This is a genomic window from Allocoprococcus comes, assembly GCF_013300725.1.
GTDB lineage: Bacteria > Bacillota > Clostridia > Lachnospirales > Lachnospiraceae > Allocoprococcus > Allocoprococcus comes_A.
In genome coordinates this window covers 105,641-122,552 of sequence record NZ_JAAIMM010000004.1, presented here as the reverse complement: position 1 = coordinate 122,552, position 16,912 = coordinate 105,641, and the positions used below count along the sequence as shown (strand labels likewise).

Below are 16,912 nucleotides of genomic sequence, written 5' to 3'. Positions count from 1 at the left end.
ACCTCCTATATCAGTGCCAGGCTGATCGCCGGGATAAACGTAATTAACAAAAGCGCAACAAGGAAGTAGCCGATCATCGGCATCGCATGTTTGGAAATCCGCATGATCGGGATATCTGTAAGCGAACTTGCCACAAATAAGTTAACCCCGATCGGCGGTGTTACAAATCCGATCGCAAGGTTGACAACCATCATGATTCCAAAGTGGATCGGATTCATGCCGACTGCTGTTACGATCGGCAGAAGGATCGGTGTCAGGATCAGGATTGCCGGTGTGGTATCCATGACCATTCCCACGATCAGAAGGAATACATTGATCACCAGAAGAAGGACGATCTTATTGGTAAAGTGCGTCAGGATCCAGGTGCTGACCATCTGTGGGATCTGCATCAGAGTCAGAACTCTTGAAAACGCAATCGATGCCGCAAGAATGAACATGATCGGTGCATAAGTACGCACCCCTTCCACCAGTGCCGGCCAGATATCTTTAAACGTCATCGTCTTATAAATAAACAGGCTGACGATCAATGCATAAAATACCGAAATGACTGCCGCTTCTGTCGGCGATGCGATTCCGGAATAGATGCATCCCAGAATGATGACCGGACTCAAAAGTGCCCAGAAGCTTTCTTTTAAAACCTTCAAAAGTCCTTTCTCATGAAGCTCCCCGACTACTTTCTGGATCTTTTCTTTGTCTTCTCCATTCTTTTTACAGTAATAGACTACATAAACCATCAGAAGTCCGCCGATCAGAAGTCCCGGAATGATCCCTGCGATAAACAGGTCACTTACTGATTCGCCGGAAGCACTTCCGAACATAATAAACGGAATACTTGGTGGAATAATAACTCCAAGACCACCTGCAACGGCTACGATCGCCGCGGAAAAATCCTTATCGTATCCAAGCTCGATCAGAATCGGGATCGTCATACTTCCGACTGCTGCAACCGTCGCCGGTCCGGAACCTGAGATTGCGCCATAAAACAGACAGGTTACAATGACCGCGCACGGAAGACCTGCTGTCAGATTTCCAAGGAAATACGAAAATACATCAAATAATTTTTTGGAAATACCACCTCTTGCCATGATGATTCCGGAAAGTACAAACATCGGAACCGCAAGGAGCGGGAAACTGTCAATTCCTCCCAGCATGGAACGGATCACGAACTGTCCGCTGGCTGTGAAAGATGGATCAAAAGCACCCGGGAGAACCGATGCGATCGTAAGCGCGATCGATACCGGAATGGCAATAATCAGACAGATTACAAATAAGATAAATACTACTGCTGCCGGCATGCTTTGTCTCCTTTCTCCTCTTTATCTCTTACGACTTTTAACTCTGCAAACCACCGCTGGACAATACGGATCGCCACCAGGATAAAGCTGACAAGCGGTGCTGCCTGTACATAATACATCGGAATGTGGCACGCCGGACTCACCTGCCCGCTCTCCACTGCCGACATCATATACTTGAATGCAAATGGAATCAGATAGAGGAATACCATAAGCTCAAAAGTATGATTGACCAATTTAAACATTGCCTTTCCTCTTCTCGGAAAAATCGCCACAAACTGTTCGATCTTAATAGAAATACACTTTCTCGTACAATAGCTGACACTCAAAAAGCCCGACCATACAAACAGGTATCGGGTAATCTCCTCCGACCAGGACGGAGCTGAGCCGAGTACATATCTGGAAAACACCTGGATTCCCATGATCACCGTCATCAAGATCAGGCTGACCACCATGAGAAATTCTTCCAGATAGTTATCCAGCCAGATTACTGTTTTCTTCATTCACGTTTGCCCTCCATTCATGTAGTCATATAGAAAAATGATAACAATTTCTGTGGAAGTTGTCTATTATTTTCCATATTGATTTTATCCCTTTAAATAGTGAAAATCTCTATAACCGTTCCGCTCCGGGCATCGGTTAGATTTTTAACAAACATCAGATATAAATAACCCGCAGTCTCACCGGAATCCCCGGTATGACTGCGGGTTATTATCCTGCCTTTTTTTCACTCTTCATTCAGGTTAAACATAACGGATCTGCCACAGGACTTCTCCGGATGTTTCTTTACTAGATGCTCTTATCGATCAGCGTCAGGATTTCTCTTAAATCTGATGCATTCATCTGACCAGGTGCAGAAGCTTTTCCAACTGCCCCGAAAGTAAGTGCGGAACCGAATACTTCACCGCAAAGACGGCTGATCAGTCCTGTACCTGCCATAGACATTGTAATAATCGGACGGTCTGCATGTTCTTCTGCCATTTCACGTGTTGCTTCAAGAAGTGTAAGCACATCCTTTTTGCACTGTGGCATTACTGCAATTTTCGGGATATCTGCACCGAGTTCCTGCATTTTCACAAGGCGTCCTACGATATCGTCTTTGTCCGGTGTCTTATCGAAATCATGGTTGGATGCAACAACTTTTACGCCGTGTGCATGTGCACCTTCGATGATATCTTTCACAACTTCATCACCTGTAAACGCTTCTACATCTACAAGGTCAATCAGTCCTGTTGCTGCTGCTTTCTTGTTAAGCTCTGCATATGCATCTGCTTCGATTGCTTTTTCGCCGCCTTCTTTGGAAGTACGGAATGTGAAAAGGATCGGAGTTTCACCAAGTGCCGGACGAAGGTCTTTTAATACATCTTCAACCTGTGCAAAATCAAACACACCTTCGAACCAGTCTACACGCCATTCTACAACGTCAAGTGCAACATCCTCAAAAGATTTTGCTGCTGCAAGAATTTCTTCTTTTGTCTTTCCAACGATCGGTACACAGATCTTCGGTACCCCTTCGCCGATTTTAACGCCACGAACTTCTACATATTTACTCATGTCTATTTTCTCCTCTTTTTCTTAGTTGTCAGCCTGTGCCTGTTCTACCATCTTAGTATAGCGTAAGTTTACGAATAATCCAAGGAGGACTCCGACTGCTGTAAGAACAATGTTCATAACCATAACCTGTGCCGGCTGCATTTTGGATGCTGCGGTAAGGATGGTGTAGTTACACAGGGAAGATGCGATCATAACAAGTGCTGTTACGGTTCCTTTGATTTTCGGGAACAGCATGTTGCATACAGAAGTTGCGATCTGAAGAAGTCCACCAGCTCCTGCCCATCCGATCAGGAAAGCACCTGCGATCATAAGTGTCTGGCTCTTTCCAACCAGAACAGCGATCATAGTTACAAGACAGATTACCGGGTATCCCAGGATAAATCTTACGTCTTTGATCTTTCTTGTTAAAAGTGCAGTTACAACAAGTGCAAGCATTGTTCCTGCTGAATAATATGTCTGCATAATAGACGGATCAGCCCAGCCTACATTCTCTTTTGCAAAGTTCTGTGCACAGTTCAGCCATAACTGGAAAGTACCTGTACATGTGAATCCGATCAGGATCATTGCGATGGATTCTACAGAGAAATGGGTATGCTTTAAGCTGTCGATCAGTCCTTCTTTCTTTCCTGCTGCTTTCTGATCTGTATCCGGGAGTGGGAAGATCATAACCAGTACCAGAAGTACAAGATAAGCGATTCCACATGCATAGAACAGCGTGTTGTAAGAAGTTGCTCCTGTTGCTGTGGTAGCAACAGTTACACCAAGTACGAACGGCAAAAGCATCTGTGATACAGAAATAAAGAATTTGATCCCCATAGTTGCAACGCCCGGTGCTTTGTAAATGATTTCTGAAACAGCCGGGTAAATTCCTGTATCCAGGAAAGAGTTTGCGATACCACCAACGATTGCACAGATATATGCGATCTGGTATCCGCCATTTGTTCCTGCATTAAATGCAAGTGCAAGTCCGATCAGGTAGATTGCATAGGATCCACTACCGATCGCTGTCGAAATACGACGTCCGAGTTTGTCAGAAAGCGGTCCGGCGAACGGAAGCGCGATCAGACGTCCAAGTCCGAGTGCTGCTGAAATTGCAGTGATTGCCATAACTTCTACGCCCCAGGAAGCAGCAAGTGCTTCCTTGATGACTGCCTGTCCAAGGATGGAACATCCAACACCGTGGATAAAGTAGTTTAAATAAAGTATCAGGGCGCTAGGTATGTATTTCTTATTCATCTCTTTTCCTCACATTCCTGTTTTTCATTTTTTTCTCGATTTCTTCTTAAATTAAATACCAGCCTGCCGGATATTAGTCATCGTATCTGATATTTAATACTTCTTTCATGTGTTCGATCGGCATTTCTTTTCCTGTCCAGAGTTTGAATGCAGCTGCTCCCTGGAATAACATCATTCCAAGACCATTCATTGTCTTACATCCAACTTCTTTTGCCATAGAACGCATCTTTGTCTCCAGTGGTGAGTAAGGAACATCGATTACGATCAGTTCCGGACGGAAGAATGATTTATCCGGTACAACAGACATTCCTTCGAGTGGTTTCATACCAACACCTGTTCCGTTTACAAAAATGTAAGAATCGTTCATTTCTTCTCTTAATTTTTCTTTGTCGTCCAGATCGTAAAGAGTTGCTTTACAGTTTGTCTTTTCATTGATCTTTCTTACTGTTTCTTCTGCGTTTGCCCAGAATTTATCATGGATGTTGAAGATGGAGATTTCTTTTACACCATCAAGTGCAGCCTGGATTTCAATTGCTGTAGCAGCTCCGCCCGCTCCTGCGATTGTCATCTTCTTTCCGATTACATCGATGTCATTGTCTTTTAATGACTGCATGAATCCGATACCGTCTGTGATGTGTCCTGTCAAAACACCATCTTCATTTACGATTGTGTTTACTGCTCCACAGAGCTCTGCTGCCGGAGATAATTTGTCCAGATACTGTCCAACAACTGTTTTATTTGGCATAGACACGTTAGATCCTACCATTTTCAGAGCACGAAGTCCTTTTACTGCATCTTCCAGTGTGCTGTTGTCAACTTCAAATGCAAGGTAAGCATAATCCAGTCCAAGGTAAGCAAATGCTTCGTTGTGCATTGCCGGTGAACTTGAATGTCTGATCGGATAAGCCATAAGTCCAATAAGTTCTGTGTGTCCTGTAATTCTCTCTGCCATGATTTGTTCTCCTTTTCTTCTTCCATAGAAATTTGTTTCTTTGTTCTTTGAGAATGTTTTTAACGTTTGCCCAACTTTTGTTAATTTTTAAACAACCTCTTGATAGTTAAATTATAGACGATATCCTTTGATAGTTCAAATACATCTTATATGCATTTTTGATAGCTTTTTAACATCAGTTATGTTACAATCTTTTTATTTAATATAGAAAGGATTTTTTATCATGACCCTCAATCAGCTTGAATATTTCCAAAAAGTAGCAACCCTGCAGCATTTCCGGCAGGCTGCCGAAGCTCTCAAGATCTCCCAGCCAAGCCTCAGCCGGTCCATGGCGCTTCTGGAAGAGGAACTCGGACTGATGCTTTTTGAACATCAGGGACGTAATGTTGTCCTCACCAAATCTGGCCGCGTCTTTCTGGAACACGTCAACCGAATCCTCGAGGAGGTGCACATTGCCGAGCATAAGATGAAGCAGCTTGCCGGAAGTGGCGGACACATCGATATTGCCTATGTATTCCCTCTAGCGAACTACTATATTCCCCATACCGTCCGCTCCTTCTTGGATCTGGACCGAAACAAGCACGTTACCTTCAATTTCAACCAGACACATACCGCCGATATGATCCAGGGACTCAAATCCGACCGCCACGATGTGATCTTTGGCTCTTTTGTTGCGGATGAACCGGATATTTCCTTTATCCCGATCCTGCATCAGGACATGGTTGTGATCACGCCGAAAAATCATCCCCTGGCGCAGAAAGATACGGTATCCTGCAGTGACCTCACCGAATATCCTCTGATCGGTTATGACCGCTATTCCGGACTCGGTGGATTTACGCGTAACTTCTATAAAGAAAAGAAGCTAAAAGTAAACATTGTCTGTGAATGCCCGGATGAGAACGCGATCGCCGCTCTTGTTGCCGAAGATTTTGGGATTGCCCTTGTTGCAAAGGTAGACGCAGTAGACCAGGCAAACGTAACGATTCTGCCGCTTGCCGACGCCGATCTTACCCATACGGTTTATATGGGCTACATCCGCGACAAATACCAGATCCCCGCTGTCAAACGTTTCATTCAGTTTGTCAAAAGAGATGGGAAGGCCTATTAAAGTGCCTTCCCATTACTTTCTTTTACATATTCAATAAATTCTTTTACAACCGGCGCCAGATACTTTTCTTTTAGTTTTGCCAGATAAATATAACGCTCATATGGTGGATTCTCAATATCCAGTACATCCACATCCAGATTCTTAAGGATCGGGATCTCCGGCATCACTGCAATTCCGAAATCCTCTGCCACAAGCCCCGCCATGGAAGCATCTTCCACGATCTCATAAGCGATCTTCGGTGTCCCTCCGGTCTGTTCAAACAGCTGGTCGATCACCGGTCTGAGTCCGCTGTTCTTGGTGAAATACACCTGCGGATAAGGAAGTGTTTCCTTCAGATCAACAGATCCCCTTCCTGCCAGTTCATGCCCTTTCGGAACAACAACCACCAGCTTTTCCTTGGCGATCGGTACAAAATCAATCCCGGATTCTTTTTCTTTTCTCGAGCAGAAAGCAATATCATACTTTTCCTCTTTCAGTCCCTGTATGATCTCCGTCGTATTCCCGACCGAAAAGCGGAAATTCACATCCCAGTCTGCGTGTTCCTTCAAAAACCCGCCTACAAGCTGTGGAACAAATACACTTCCAAGCGTAAAAATATATGCGAGATCGATCACCCCGCCGGTGTCACTTGTCAGCGCCCTTGTCTTTTTTACGCCACTGTCCAGAATCTTTAAAGCTTCTTCTACATATTCCAGAAATACTTTTCCGTACTTTGTCAGTACAACGTTACGCCCTCTTTTTTCAAACAGGTTTGTCTCCAGCTCCTGCTCCAGCATACTGATGGCATGGCTGAGACTTGGCTGCGTAATGGACAGCATTTCCGCCGCTCTGGTATAGTGTTCTATATGTGCCAGTGTCACAAAGTAATGCAACTGATTCAGATTCATAAAACCATCACCCTCTTTCCTGTTCTTATATTAAACATAGCATAAATTATTTAATTATTCTATAGTTTTGTTTAAATTGTCTATCTTTTTCTATTTTCCGTCTTCCAACTATAATTTTATTTTTATCTTTTTCATTGTTTCTATAGTTATATTCTATTATTTTTCTATATATTTTCAATTTGTATTTTTCAGTTTTTTGTGGTTATAATGGATTTAACAAAAGCCGGTACGCCCAAGCCGGTATAAGACAACCTCGCGTGACTAAGATTTTTTGATTCTATTTAATTTTGATTATTAAGTCATTTTTACGGAGGAATTTCTAATGAAAAGCAAATACAAACACATTTTCGAGCCATTTACCATCAAACATATGACGGTCAAGAACCGTATCGTCATGACTCCAATGGGAACCAACTACGGTGAACAGAATGGTGAAATGAGTTTTCTTCATATCAATTATTACGAGCAGCGTGCAAAAGGCGGTACAGGACTTCTCATCGTAGAGAACGCCAGCGTTGATTCTCCACAGGGATCTAACGGAACCACACAGCTTCGTATCGATCAGGATAACTATATTCCAAGACTTTTCAAACTTTGTGAAACAGTACACAAACATGGATCCTGCATTGCAATCCAGATCAATCATGCCGGTGCTTCTGCACAGTCAGCACGTATCAATATGCAGCCGGTTTCTGCTTCTGATGTTCCTTCAAAAGCAGGCGGTGAAATCCCGCGTCCACTGGAAAAAGATGAGATCATGCACATCGTTAAGAAATACGGTGAAGCAGCAAAACGTGCGCAGATCGCAGGCTTTGACGCTGTAGAGATCCACGCAGGTCATTCCTACCTGATCAGCCAGTTCCTCTCACCTCTTACCAACAAGAGAACAGACGAATTCGGCGGATCTCCGGAAAACCGTGCAAGATTTGCAAAACTCGTTATTGAAGAAGTAAGAAAACAGGTTGGACCTTTCTTCCCGATCTTCGTTCGTATCAGTGCAGATGAATTTATGGAAGGCGGCAATACGCTGGATGACTGTCTGGATTACCTTCAGTATTTCCAGGAAGAAGTTGACGTATTCGACGTATCTGCAGGTCTTAACGGATCCATCCAGTACCAGATCGATGCAAACTACCTTCCGGATGGATGGCGTTCTTACATGGCAAAAGCTGTAAAAGAACGTTACGGCAAACCATGTATGACAATGGGTAACATCCGTAACCCACAGGTTGCTGAAGATATCCTTGCAAGAGGCGACGCTGACCTGATCGGTATGGGACGTGGACTGATCGCTGATCCAGAATGGGTAAACAAAGTAGAATTCGGTGATGAATGTGATATCCGTAAATGTATTTCTTGTAACATCGGATGTGCCGGACACCGTATCGGAATCAACCGTCCGATCCGTTGTACTGTTAACCCATCTGTAAATGGCGGCGAAGATTACAAAAAGCAGAAAATCAACAAGCCTTGCAACGTTGTTGTGATCGGTGGTGGTACTGCCGGACTGGAAGCTGCATGTACAGCTGCCGAAGTTGGATGCACTACTTTCCTGATCGAGAAGAAACCGGAACTCGGCGGACTTGCTGCCCTGATCTCCAAGATCCCGGACAAGAAGAGACTTGCTGACTTCCCGAACTATCTGATCCATCGTGCAAGCAAGCTGAAAAACCTGTTCATCTTCAAGAACACAGAAGCTACGATTGAAATGATCAGAAGCATGAACCCGAACATTATTGTAAATGCTACCGGTTCTAATCCGCTCCTTCCACCGATCAAGGGTCTTCATGAGAACATTGACAAAGAAGGAGGAAAAGTTTCTTCTATTACAAATATGATTGACCATGTTATGGAATATCCGGAAGATCTGAAAGGTAAGAAAGTTGTTGTTATCGGTGGTGGTGCCGTAGGTCTTGACGTAGTAGAATTCTTTGCTCCACGTGGCGCTGATGTAAGCATTGTGGAAATGATGCCGGTAATCGGTAACGGAATTGATCCGGTATCCAAAGTCGGAACCTTTGCACTGATGGATAAATATGGTGTAAAACAGTGTCCGAATACTGCTCTTCTTGAAGTCAAAGCGGATTCCTTCCTTGTTAAAACACCAGAAGGAAATGAAGAAGAAATGCCATTTGATTATGGATTTGTATGTCTTGGTATGAGAGCAAACGCTCCGATCCTTGATGCAGTCCGTAAAGAATTTGAAGATGAAGATGTTGAAATCATGAACATCGGTGACAGTGTACGTGCCCGCCGTATCATCGAAGGTACAGAAGAAGGACGTAACATCCTGAATGTTCTTGCCAAACATGACTACTTATAAGATTTTGTAAATATAGTATCCCCCCTGATGTCCCCTGGTTCTCGTTATGAGAGCCGGGGGATTTCTATTTGCTTTACCAAATAAAAACGAATGTGCCTCGGCACATTCTCGCGCCGAGCGCGGTCGCTTGCGACATTCTTCATCTTCGTGCGAGTGCGCATCTCCGGCACGCAGTGCCTTTTATTTCATAGGAAGTTCCTTTGGAATTTCCTATGAAATAAAAAATGTCCTGCCTACTTGCAGGACATTCTCTTTTCGTTCTCTTTTTTATAGAAATGTAATACAATCTTCTCCAGATATCTTTTCAGCACAATCTGGATCTCTTCTTTTGGATGGATCGGCTTTACCAGAATACTCTTCATCCCGGTACGCTTCGCTCCCCACACATCCGTAAAAAGCTGATCTCCGATAAACACAGTGTTTCCTCTGTCTGTGTGCATCAGCTCCATGGCTTTTATATAATTCTTCGTGGAAGGCTTATGCGCGTTAAACACATACTTGCTCTGCACCTTTTCGGCAAAAGGCTTTACACGTGGTTCCTGGTTATTGGAAATCAGACATGTATCAAACCCGATGCTGCGCAGCCTGTCAAAAAGACGGATTGCTCTCTCATCTGCCGGTGCTCCATGCGGAACCAGTGTATTGTCAATGTCAAATACCAGTCCACGACAGCCTTCCCGATACATTTTTTCAAAATCCAGTACATAAGTGGACGCTGCATATTCGTCCGGATAAAAGGTCTTAAACATGATTCTCATCCATTTCCAGAAGCTTCTGAATCAGATCTTCACAGATCTGCAGAACCGTCTTGTTATCTGTATCTACAACGATATCTGCAGCCGCCTCGTATTTTTCTCTTCTTGCTTCCATCAGCTGCTCGATATATTCTACATTCTTGTGTCCATTGAGCAGCGGTCTGTCGTCACTGTCTTTTACACGGTCAAGAATGGTCTGTGGATGTGCAGTAAGGAGTACTACACGACCATTTTTCTTCATCTCTGCAACATTGCGTTCACGCATTGCCACACCACCACCACAGGAAATGATCACATTCTTCTTCTCCTGCATCTCGATCAGAAGGTTGGTCTCCATATTACGGAAATATTCCTCCCCATAGGTTTCAAAAATATCGGAAATACTCATGCCTTCGCGTTCTGCAATCAGCTGGTCCATCTCAACCACTTCCATGGCAAACATGGTACTAAGATAATCAGAGATCGTACTTTTTCCAGCTCCCATAAACCCGATCAGGACAATGTTGTAATCAAAAAGCTTTCTTGCCTGGATCTTCTTACTGTTGCGCTGGATACGCTCAAATACATCATAAATCTCGTCTCTGTGCTTATTATTGTGAAGGCTGAACATCAGTCTCTTCTTCTGCTTTTCTTCCTGTTCCGGCTGCAGGATCGGCATACCATACTCTTCTTTGTATGCCATGATCTTTTCAATGATCGCATATCTTTCTTTTAATGCCTCTGTGATCTTCGCATCACAGTTTGCAAGTTCTTCACGGTATAATTCCAAATCGTTCATCTATCAATTCCTCGTTTCTCACTCTACTGCTTTCCGAGCGCCTTCAATTGCCCGTTATACTAAGACATTATAGCAGACTCTTTGGAAGTGAATCAATAGATATTTTTTATTTTGCGTTATCCAGGACCGCTTTTACATCACTTTTAAACTGCTTCCAGGCATCTTCATTTTCGACAAAGTATTTCGGACAGATTTTCCCTGTAATATCATAATGTCGGATCACATCTTCTTCTGTCAGAGAAAACTTTTCACACAGCCATGCTGTAAGTTGTACCATGCTCTTATAAGTTGCCTCGTTGAACTTTCCGGTCTCGTCCGGATGACAGCACTCAATAGACACTGTATCAAAATTCCGTGTATTGGATGCATAAGCAACCTCCCAGGTCGGTACGCACTGTACGATTTCCCCGTCCAGTCCCACTACAAAATTGCTGCTTGCCTGCGTAATATGACTGTCCTTCAGTCCCTCAAAATAGTCTCTGTTCTCCATCGCTGTCGAACCAGGGTTGGCAGTGTAATGAATGACTATTCCGGTAATCTCATTGGTTGAAAGTCCCGGTCTTGAATATTCATTCACAGTTAACAGTTCTACATCAATATCCGGCTTTTGGGCACTGATCACTTCATCAGAAAGCTCACTGTATGCTCTCTGTGCAAAGATTCCTCTTCCACTGATCTTCATAATAGAAAGTGCAAGAAGCAGTGTGATCAGGATCGTACTCCCCACCTTTATATAACGGCTCATTCTGCGCCTCTTATTCGCCTCATAATAGCTTTTTCCATTGCCACCCCTGTACAGGTTGGCTCTGGCGTTTTTCTTCCTTCTTCGGTTCATTTCGTCATCTCAATCTTTTGTGTTTTTTGCAAATTTTCTGTTGGAATTCCAACTATATCTAGACTATCATAAAATGGTGAGAAATTGTTGAAAAAAATATTATTTTTTTATTAAGGTGAATGGAAAGGGACGTACCCCAGGGAAGAACAAGAATTGCCCTCCGCTTCCGTTGTGCAAACCATTCCGATGAACCACTTAGGGCGAAAATCGTGTTCAGCAGAGGCTTCCACGATTTTTGTGTTTCATCTCCATTGCACAACAATCGAATCTGATGGCAATTCTTGTTCTTCCCTGGGGCACTGATTTTCCCTTTTGCCATATATTCAGTTGACTGTTGAAGGTTTGGGTGAAGTTTGAAAATAGTTGGATAATGTAAGAGAGAAGAATCGTCTCTCTTACGGAAATGATTCTTCTCTCTTGATTAATTTTACATCTTATTCATCTACGCTGTAGTTTGGTGCTTCTTTTGTGATGTGGATGTCGTGTGGATGGCTTTCTTTGAGGGATGCGGAGGAAATCTTTACGAAACGTCCTGTTGTCTTGAGGGTTTCGATGTCTGGTGCTCCACAGTAGCCCATACCGGAACGGAGACCGCCCATTAACTGGAATACTGTATCTTCTACAGATCCTTTATAAGCAACTCGTCCTTCTACGCCTTCCGGTACAAGCTTCTTCGCATCTGTCTGGAAGTATCTGTCTTTGCTTCCGTTCTCCATTGCTGCGATAGATCCCATTCCACGATATACTTTATATTTTCTTCCCTGATAGAGTTCGAATGTTCCTGGGCTCTCATCGCATCCTGCGAAGATACTTCCCATCATACATACGTTGGCTCCGGCTGCGATCGCCTTTGTCATATCACCTGAGTACTTAATACCACCATCTGCAATAATCGGAATTCCCGACTCTTTTGCTGCTTCGTAGCAGTCCATAACAGCTGTGATCTGTGGTACACCGATACCGGCTACGATACGGGTTGTACAGATGGATCCTGGTCCGATACCAACCTTAACTGCATCAACACCTGCATCGATCAGCGCTTTTGTTGCTTCTCCTGTTGCAACGTTACCTGCGATCACCTGAAGATCCGGGAATGCATCCTTGATCATTCTTACGGTACGAAGTACATTTGCCGAATGTCCGTGCGCCGAATCAAGTACTACTACGTCTACTTTTGCTTTTACAAGGGCTTCTGCTCTTTCAAGACAGTTCGCTGTAATACCGATCGCTGCACCACACAGAAGTCTTCCCTGCGCGTCTTTTGCTGACAGTGGGTATTTGATCTGTTTCTCAATATCTTTAATTGTGATCAGACCTTTTAAGTTAAAATCTTTATCTACGATTGGAAGTTTTTCTTTTCTTGCTTTTGCGAGGATCTTCTTTGCTTCTTCCAGGGTGATACCTTCCTGTGCTGTTACAAGACCTTCGCTTGTCATGGATTCTTTGATCTTCTTGGAGAAATCTTCTTCAAACTTGAGGTCACGGTTCGTAATGATACCTACCAGCTTTCTTCCTTCTGTGATCGGAACTCCGGAAATACGGAACTTCGCCATCAGTTCATTAGCATCTGCCAGTGTGTGCTCCGGTGACAGATAGAATGGATCTGTAATAACACCATTCTCAGAACGCTTAACCTTGTCTACTTCTTCTGCCTGCTGTTCAATCGACATATTCTTGTGAATAATACCGATACCTCCCTGGCGTGCCATAGCGATCGCCATACGATGTTCGGTAACAGTGTCCATTCCCGCACTCATCATCGGTATGTTAAGCTTAATGCCCTTTGTAAGATAAGTTGATAAATCAACCTGATTTGGAATTACTTCTGAATAAGAAGGTACCAGAAGTACATCATCGAAGGTAATTCCTTCTCCAATAATCTTTCCCATGATTTTTCTTCCTTTCTCTCTCGTCTGTAATTTTGATTTTCTGCTATGATAACGCATAAATCCCTGCTATGTCAAGTCCTTTATCGAGTACATTCGTCCGTCCGTGACAATCACGTTTCTGCAGATCACTGATAGTTTTACGTAACCGTCTTTCCGGATGCAATTGTCCCCCGGAACCTGCAAGCTTTTCTGCACGTCTTTCGGGAATTATTTACAAAATACTTTTCTTGGCGCCAGCATCTTCAGTCCTTCACAGACTGTCTTATTCGGCTCAAAAATAATCTTTTTCTTTTCCCCGTTATTTACAACGATCAGCTCATATGTATCTGCCCCCGGCATACCTGAACTGTAATCGGTTCCTTTCAGCCCCTGATAAGGTCTGAGTTCCGGCGAACCGGAAGGTGCCATTATCTCAAGATCCGTCATCTCCATCGAAAAGATATTTTTCCGACGGGATTTTGCCATAATCTTATCAATATCCAGACTTCCGTTCACAAATAAATACTCATATTCAACATCCATACTCCGGAACAAAAAAACATCCAGTGCGATCATGATCACCGGACCGATTATACCGAATGGGATCATAAATATAAGTACGACCGACAGAACAGTAAGTATGATAAGTATTGCTTTGATCAGCGTCGTCGAAGATGCTTTCTGCCTCTTCACCAGCTGTTCTGTGTAAAAATCACCCATATCCTAACCTCCAAATTTATATATTAGAACTATTGTAACACTTTTATAATAAAAAGAAAACTCCTCTTCTGAGGAGTTTTCTAAAAATCATATTTTTAGCTTACATCATGCCCATTCCCGGAGCTCCGCCTGCCGGCATAGCCGGTGCATCCTCTTTGATGTTAGCAACAACGGATTCTGTTGTAAGGAGTGTAGATGCAACACTTGTAGCGTTCTGCAGTGCGCTTCTTGTTACTTTTGCAGGATCAAGGATACCTGCTTTCACCATATCAACATATTCTTCATTGTAAGCATCAAAACCATTTCCAGGTTCAGCTTCTCTTACCTTGTTGATGATAACTGCACCTTCAAGACCTGCGTTAGCTGAAATGTGGAATAATGGAGCTTCCAGAGCTTTGAGGACTACTTTTGCTCCTGTCTTTTCATCACCTTCCAGAGTTTCTGCAAGTTTGGCAACTTCTTTGGATGCATGGATGTATGCAGATCCACCACCTGCAATGATTCCTTCTTCTACTGCAGCTCTTGTCGCATTAAGAGCATCTTCCATACGGAGTTTTGCTTCTTTCATTTCTGTCTCAGTAGCAGCACCTACACGGATAACTGCAACTCCGCCGGCGAGTTTTGCAAGTCTTTCCTGAAGTTTTTCTTTATCAAAATCAGATGTTGTCTCTTCGATCTGGGCTTTGATCTGTCCGATTCTTGCTTCCAGAGCAGCCTTATCACCCATACCATCAACGATAACTGTATTCTCTTTCTGAACTTTTACAGATTTTGCACGTCCAAGCTGTGCCATAGTTGTATCTTTCAGTTCCAGACCAAGTTCTTCCGAGATTACCTGTCCGCCTGTTAAGATTGCAATATCTTCCAGCATAGCTTTTCTTCTGTCACCATATCCAGGTGCTTTTACTGCAACTACATTGAATGTTCCACGCAGTTTGTTGACGATCAGAGTTGTAAGAGCTTCTCCTTCGATATCTTCTGCTACGATAAGAAGTTTGGCTCCTGACTGTACGATCTGTTCCAGCAGCGGAAGGATTTCCTGAATATTAGAAATCTTCTTGTCTGTGATCAGGATATATGGATCATCAAGATTTGCTTCCATCTTTTCCATATCAGTGCACATATATGCTGAAATATACCCACGGTCGAACTGCATACCTTCTACAAGGTCAAGTTCTGTCTTCATTGTCTTTGACTCTTCAATTGTGATAACGCCGTCGTTGGAAACTTTGTCCATAGCTTCTGCTACCATCTCACCTACACTGTCATCACTTGCTGAGATAGCTGCTACTCTTGCGATCTGCTCTCTTCCTGTAACTTTGCTGCTCATCTTCTTGATAGCTTCCACAGCACAGTCTGTTGCTTTCTTCATACCTTTTCTTAATACGATCGGGTTTGCACCTGCTTCCAGGTTCTTCATTCCTTCGTGTACCATAGCCTGTGCAAGAACAGTTGCTGTTGTTGTACCATCACCTGCAACATCGTTGGTCTTAGATGCAACTTCACGGATCAGCTGTGCTCCCATATTTTCAAATGCATCTTCCAGTTCGATTTCTTTTGCGATTGTTACACCGTCATTTGTGATAAGCGGTGCTCCGAATGATTTATCCAGAACTACGTTTCTTCCTTTTGGTCCGATTGTTACTCTTACTGTATCAGCAAGTTTGTTGACACCTGCTTCCAGTGCCTTTCTTGCGTCTGCTCCGTATTTAATTTCCTTTGCCATTTCTATCACTCCTGATTCTTAAAAATAAAATTCTGTTCTGATCTGAAAATCTGATTTTTATCTGTATATGATCTCCTGCAGGATTATCTGATCACTGCAAGAATATCATTCTGTCTTACAATGATGTATTCTTCATCATCGAGTTCTACTTCTGTACCTGCATATTTGGAATAGATAACTTTATCACCTACAGAAACATTCATCGTAACTTCTTTTCCATCAACAACTCCGCCTGGTCCTACAGCAACAACTTCTGCCTGCTGTGGTTTTTCCTTTGACTGTCCAGGAAGTACGATTCCTGATTTTGTAGTCTCCTCTGCAACTAACTGTTTTAATACAACTCTGTCAGCTAATGGTTCTAATTTCATTATAAATTCCTCCTAACTCTATCTTGTTAGCACTCAACAAAATCGAGTGCTAAAAACTTTCTAGGTATAAGATAGCACTCTCTTTCTTTTTTGTCAACATTCGATTTTGAATTTTATAATTACTTTAGATTTATTTCATAAAATCCATTCGTCACCTGCAGGACCAGAATCATACCTGCACGGTTCTCATATCGCTCCTTTATCATCCCTGTACACACAGTCTCACATGTGATCGTCCGGATCCGGCATTCATATACTGCATCCAGTGAAATATCAGAAAGACTGCCTGAGCGCAGGATCAGATGTACCTGCTCCATCTCCTTCTGATATTCTATGACTGTTGCCTCATAAATATTCTCATCTTTTTCCTTATCTTCTTTCAGATACTGTACCATCGTAAGTACAGCTTTATCTCCATCATACATGCTCTCTTCTCTCCTTTTTTACAAATATAGTCCCCCGTTAAAGAAAAGGGCATCAGATTTGTCTGATACCCCTCTTTTACTTTTA

16 protein-coding genes are annotated in these 16,912 nt (G+C 43.1%); 2 read left to right on the top strand and 14 right to left on the bottom strand.

Annotation, left to right across the window (positions count from 1 at the left end):
* Positions 1-5: 5 nt before the first annotated feature.
* From G4407_RS03555 to G4407_RS03535, 5 genes are all read right to left on the bottom strand, one after another.
* Complete coding sequence (locus tag G4407_RS03555) at positions 6-1,295, bottom strand: TRAP transporter large permease (RefSeq protein WP_173687772.1); 1,290 nt, start codon at positions 1,293-1,295, stop codon at positions 6-8.
* Positions 1,280-1,795, bottom strand: a complete 516-nt coding sequence (locus G4407_RS03550) for a TRAP transporter small permease (RefSeq protein ID WP_173687771.1) — start codon at positions 1,793-1,795, stop codon at positions 1,280-1,282. Before G4407_RS03550 ends, G4407_RS03555 begins: the two co-directional genes overlap by 16 nt.
* A 286-nt stretch (positions 1,796-2,081) precedes the next feature.
* The gene (gene aroD / locus G4407_RS03545) at positions 2,082-2,846 is read right to left on the bottom strand and encodes a type I 3-dehydroquinate dehydratase (RefSeq protein WP_173687770.1); all 765 of its coding nucleotides are present in this window, start codon (positions 2,844-2,846) and stop codon (positions 2,082-2,084) included.
* 21 nt (positions 2,847-2,867) lie between these two features.
* A complete protein-coding gene (locus tag G4407_RS03540) occupies positions 2,868-4,082 on the bottom strand; it encodes an MFS transporter (RefSeq protein WP_173687769.1) in 1,215 nt (404 codons plus the stop codon).
* Between the two features lie 73 nt (positions 4,083-4,155).
* Entirely contained in the window at positions 4,156-5,034 is an 879-nt protein-coding gene (locus tag G4407_RS03535) for a shikimate dehydrogenase (RefSeq protein WP_173687768.1), read from the bottom strand.
* Between the two features lie 223 nt (positions 5,035-5,257).
* Here G4407_RS03535 and G4407_RS03530 point away from each other — a divergent pair, with 223 nt between their 5' ends.
* Positions 5,258-6,142: a LysR family transcriptional regulator gene (locus tag G4407_RS03530; RefSeq protein ID WP_173687767.1), complete on the top strand. Its 885-nt coding sequence runs from the start codon at positions 5,258-5,260 to the stop codon at positions 6,140-6,142.
* Here the strand turns inward: G4407_RS03530 and G4407_RS03525 are convergent.
* Positions 6,139-7,029 carry a LysR family transcriptional regulator gene (locus G4407_RS03525; protein ID WP_173687766.1) on the bottom strand — a complete coding sequence of 297 codons (891 nt, stop codon included), beginning with the start codon at positions 7,027-7,029 and terminating at the stop codon, positions 6,139-6,141. The genes G4407_RS03530 and G4407_RS03525 overlap by 4 nt on opposite strands.
* Positions 7,030-7,351: 322 nt before the next feature.
* Here G4407_RS03525 and G4407_RS03520 point away from each other — a divergent pair, with 322 nt between their 5' ends.
* A complete protein-coding gene (locus tag G4407_RS03520; protein ID WP_173687765.1) occupies positions 7,352-9,352 on the top strand; it encodes an oxidoreductase in 2,001 nt (666 codons plus the stop codon).
* A gap of 233 nt (positions 9,353-9,585) precedes the next feature.
* Here G4407_RS03520 and G4407_RS03515 read toward each other — a convergent pair whose 3' ends face one another.
* The 8 genes from G4407_RS03515 to G4407_RS03480 all read right to left on the bottom strand — a co-directional run bounded on the left by G4407_RS03515 (position 9,586) and on the right by G4407_RS03480 (position 16,827).
* Complete coding sequence (locus G4407_RS03515; protein WP_173687764.1) at positions 9,586-10,101, bottom strand: YqeG family HAD IIIA-type phosphatase; 516 nt, start codon at positions 10,099-10,101, stop codon at positions 9,586-9,588.
* Positions 10,094-10,885, bottom strand: a complete 792-nt coding sequence (locus G4407_RS03510) for a shikimate kinase (RefSeq protein ID WP_173687763.1) — start codon at positions 10,883-10,885, stop codon at positions 10,094-10,096. The genes G4407_RS03515 and G4407_RS03510 overlap by 8 nt, the downstream gene beginning before the upstream one ends.
* Before the next feature lie 106 nt (positions 10,886-10,991).
* Positions 10,992-11,720 (bottom strand): peptidoglycan recognition protein family protein, encoded by a 729-nt coding sequence (locus G4407_RS03505; protein WP_173687762.1) that lies wholly within the window; start codon positions 11,718-11,720, stop codon positions 10,992-10,994.
* A gap of 434 nt (positions 11,721-12,154) precedes the next feature.
* Positions 12,155-13,609, bottom strand: a complete 1,455-nt coding sequence (gene guaB, locus G4407_RS03500) for an IMP dehydrogenase (protein ID WP_055155624.1) — start codon at positions 13,607-13,609, stop codon at positions 12,155-12,157.
* A 207-nt stretch (positions 13,610-13,816) separates the two neighbouring features.
* Positions 13,817-14,308, bottom strand: coding sequence for a DUF6106 family protein (locus G4407_RS03495; RefSeq protein ID WP_173687761.1), 492 nt, complete (start codon positions 14,306-14,308; stop codon positions 13,817-13,819).
* Positions 14,309-14,408: 100 nt separating this feature from the next.
* Positions 14,409-16,034 (bottom strand): chaperonin GroEL, encoded by a 1,626-nt coding sequence (gene groL, locus G4407_RS03490; protein ID WP_008375030.1) that lies wholly within the window; start codon positions 16,032-16,034, stop codon positions 14,409-14,411.
* Positions 16,035-16,117: 83 nt separating this feature from the next.
* Positions 16,118-16,402: a co-chaperone GroES gene (locus G4407_RS03485; protein ID WP_173687760.1), complete on the bottom strand. Its 285-nt coding sequence runs from the start codon at positions 16,400-16,402 to the stop codon at positions 16,118-16,120.
* A gap of 119 nt (positions 16,403-16,521) precedes the next feature.
* Entirely contained in the window at positions 16,522-16,827 is a 306-nt protein-coding gene (locus G4407_RS03480; RefSeq protein WP_008375025.1) for a hypothetical protein, read from the bottom strand.
* Between the last annotated feature and the right edge of the window lie 85 nt (positions 16,828-16,912).

Excerpts from the sequence above, each read along its gene's own strand:
- groL (WP_008375030.1), bottom strand. The coding sequence starts at position 16,034 with ATGGCAAAGGAAATTAAATACGGAGCAGACGCAAGAAAGGCACTGGAA.
- G4407_RS03535 (WP_173687768.1), bottom strand. The coding sequence starts at position 5,034 with ATGGCAGAGAGAATTACAGGACACACAGAACTTATTGGACTTATGGCT.
- G4407_RS03515 (WP_173687764.1), bottom strand. The coding sequence starts at position 10,101 with ATGTTTAAGACCTTTTATCCGGACGAATATGCAGCGTCCACTTATGTA.
- G4407_RS03495 (WP_173687761.1), bottom strand. The coding sequence starts at position 14,308 with ATGGGTGATTTTTACACAGAACAGCTGGTGAAGAGGCAGAAAGCATCT.
- G4407_RS03480 (WP_008375025.1), bottom strand. The coding sequence starts at position 16,827 with ATGTATGATGGAGATAAAGCTGTACTTACGATGGTACAGTATCTGAAA.
- G4407_RS03525 (WP_173687766.1), bottom strand. The coding sequence starts at position 7,029 with ATGAATCTGAATCAGTTGCATTACTTTGTGACACTGGCACATATAGAA.
- G4407_RS03505 (WP_173687762.1), bottom strand. The coding sequence starts at position 11,720 with ATGAACCGAAGAAGGAAGAAAAACGCCAGAGCCAACCTGTACAGGGGT.
- G4407_RS03520 (WP_173687765.1), top strand. The coding sequence starts at position 7,352 with ATGAAAAGCAAATACAAACACATTTTCGAGCCATTTACCATCAAACAT.
- G4407_RS03510 (WP_173687763.1), bottom strand. The coding sequence starts at position 10,885 with ATGAACGATTTGGAATTATACCGTGAAGAACTTGCAAACTGTGATGCG.
- G4407_RS03485 (WP_173687760.1), bottom strand. The coding sequence starts at position 16,402 with ATGAAATTAGAACCATTAGCTGACAGAGTTGTATTAAAACAGTTAGTT.
- guaB (WP_055155624.1), bottom strand. The coding sequence starts at position 13,609 with ATGGGAAAGATTATTGGAGAAGGAATTACCTTCGATGATGTACTTCTG.
- G4407_RS03550 (WP_173687771.1), bottom strand. The coding sequence starts at position 1,795 with ATGAAGAAAACAGTAATCTGGCTGGATAACTATCTGGAAGAATTTCTC.
- aroD (WP_173687770.1), bottom strand. The coding sequence starts at position 2,846 with ATGAGTAAATATGTAGAAGTTCGTGGCGTTAAAATCGGCGAAGGGGTA.
- G4407_RS03555 (WP_173687772.1), bottom strand. The coding sequence starts at position 1,295 with ATGCCGGCAGCAGTAGTATTTATCTTATTTGTAATCTGTCTGATTATT.
- G4407_RS03530 (WP_173687767.1), top strand. The coding sequence starts at position 5,258 with ATGACCCTCAATCAGCTTGAATATTTCCAAAAAGTAGCAACCCTGCAG.
- G4407_RS03540 (WP_173687769.1), bottom strand. The coding sequence starts at position 4,082 with ATGAATAAGAAATACATACCTAGCGCCCTGATACTTTATTTAAACTAC.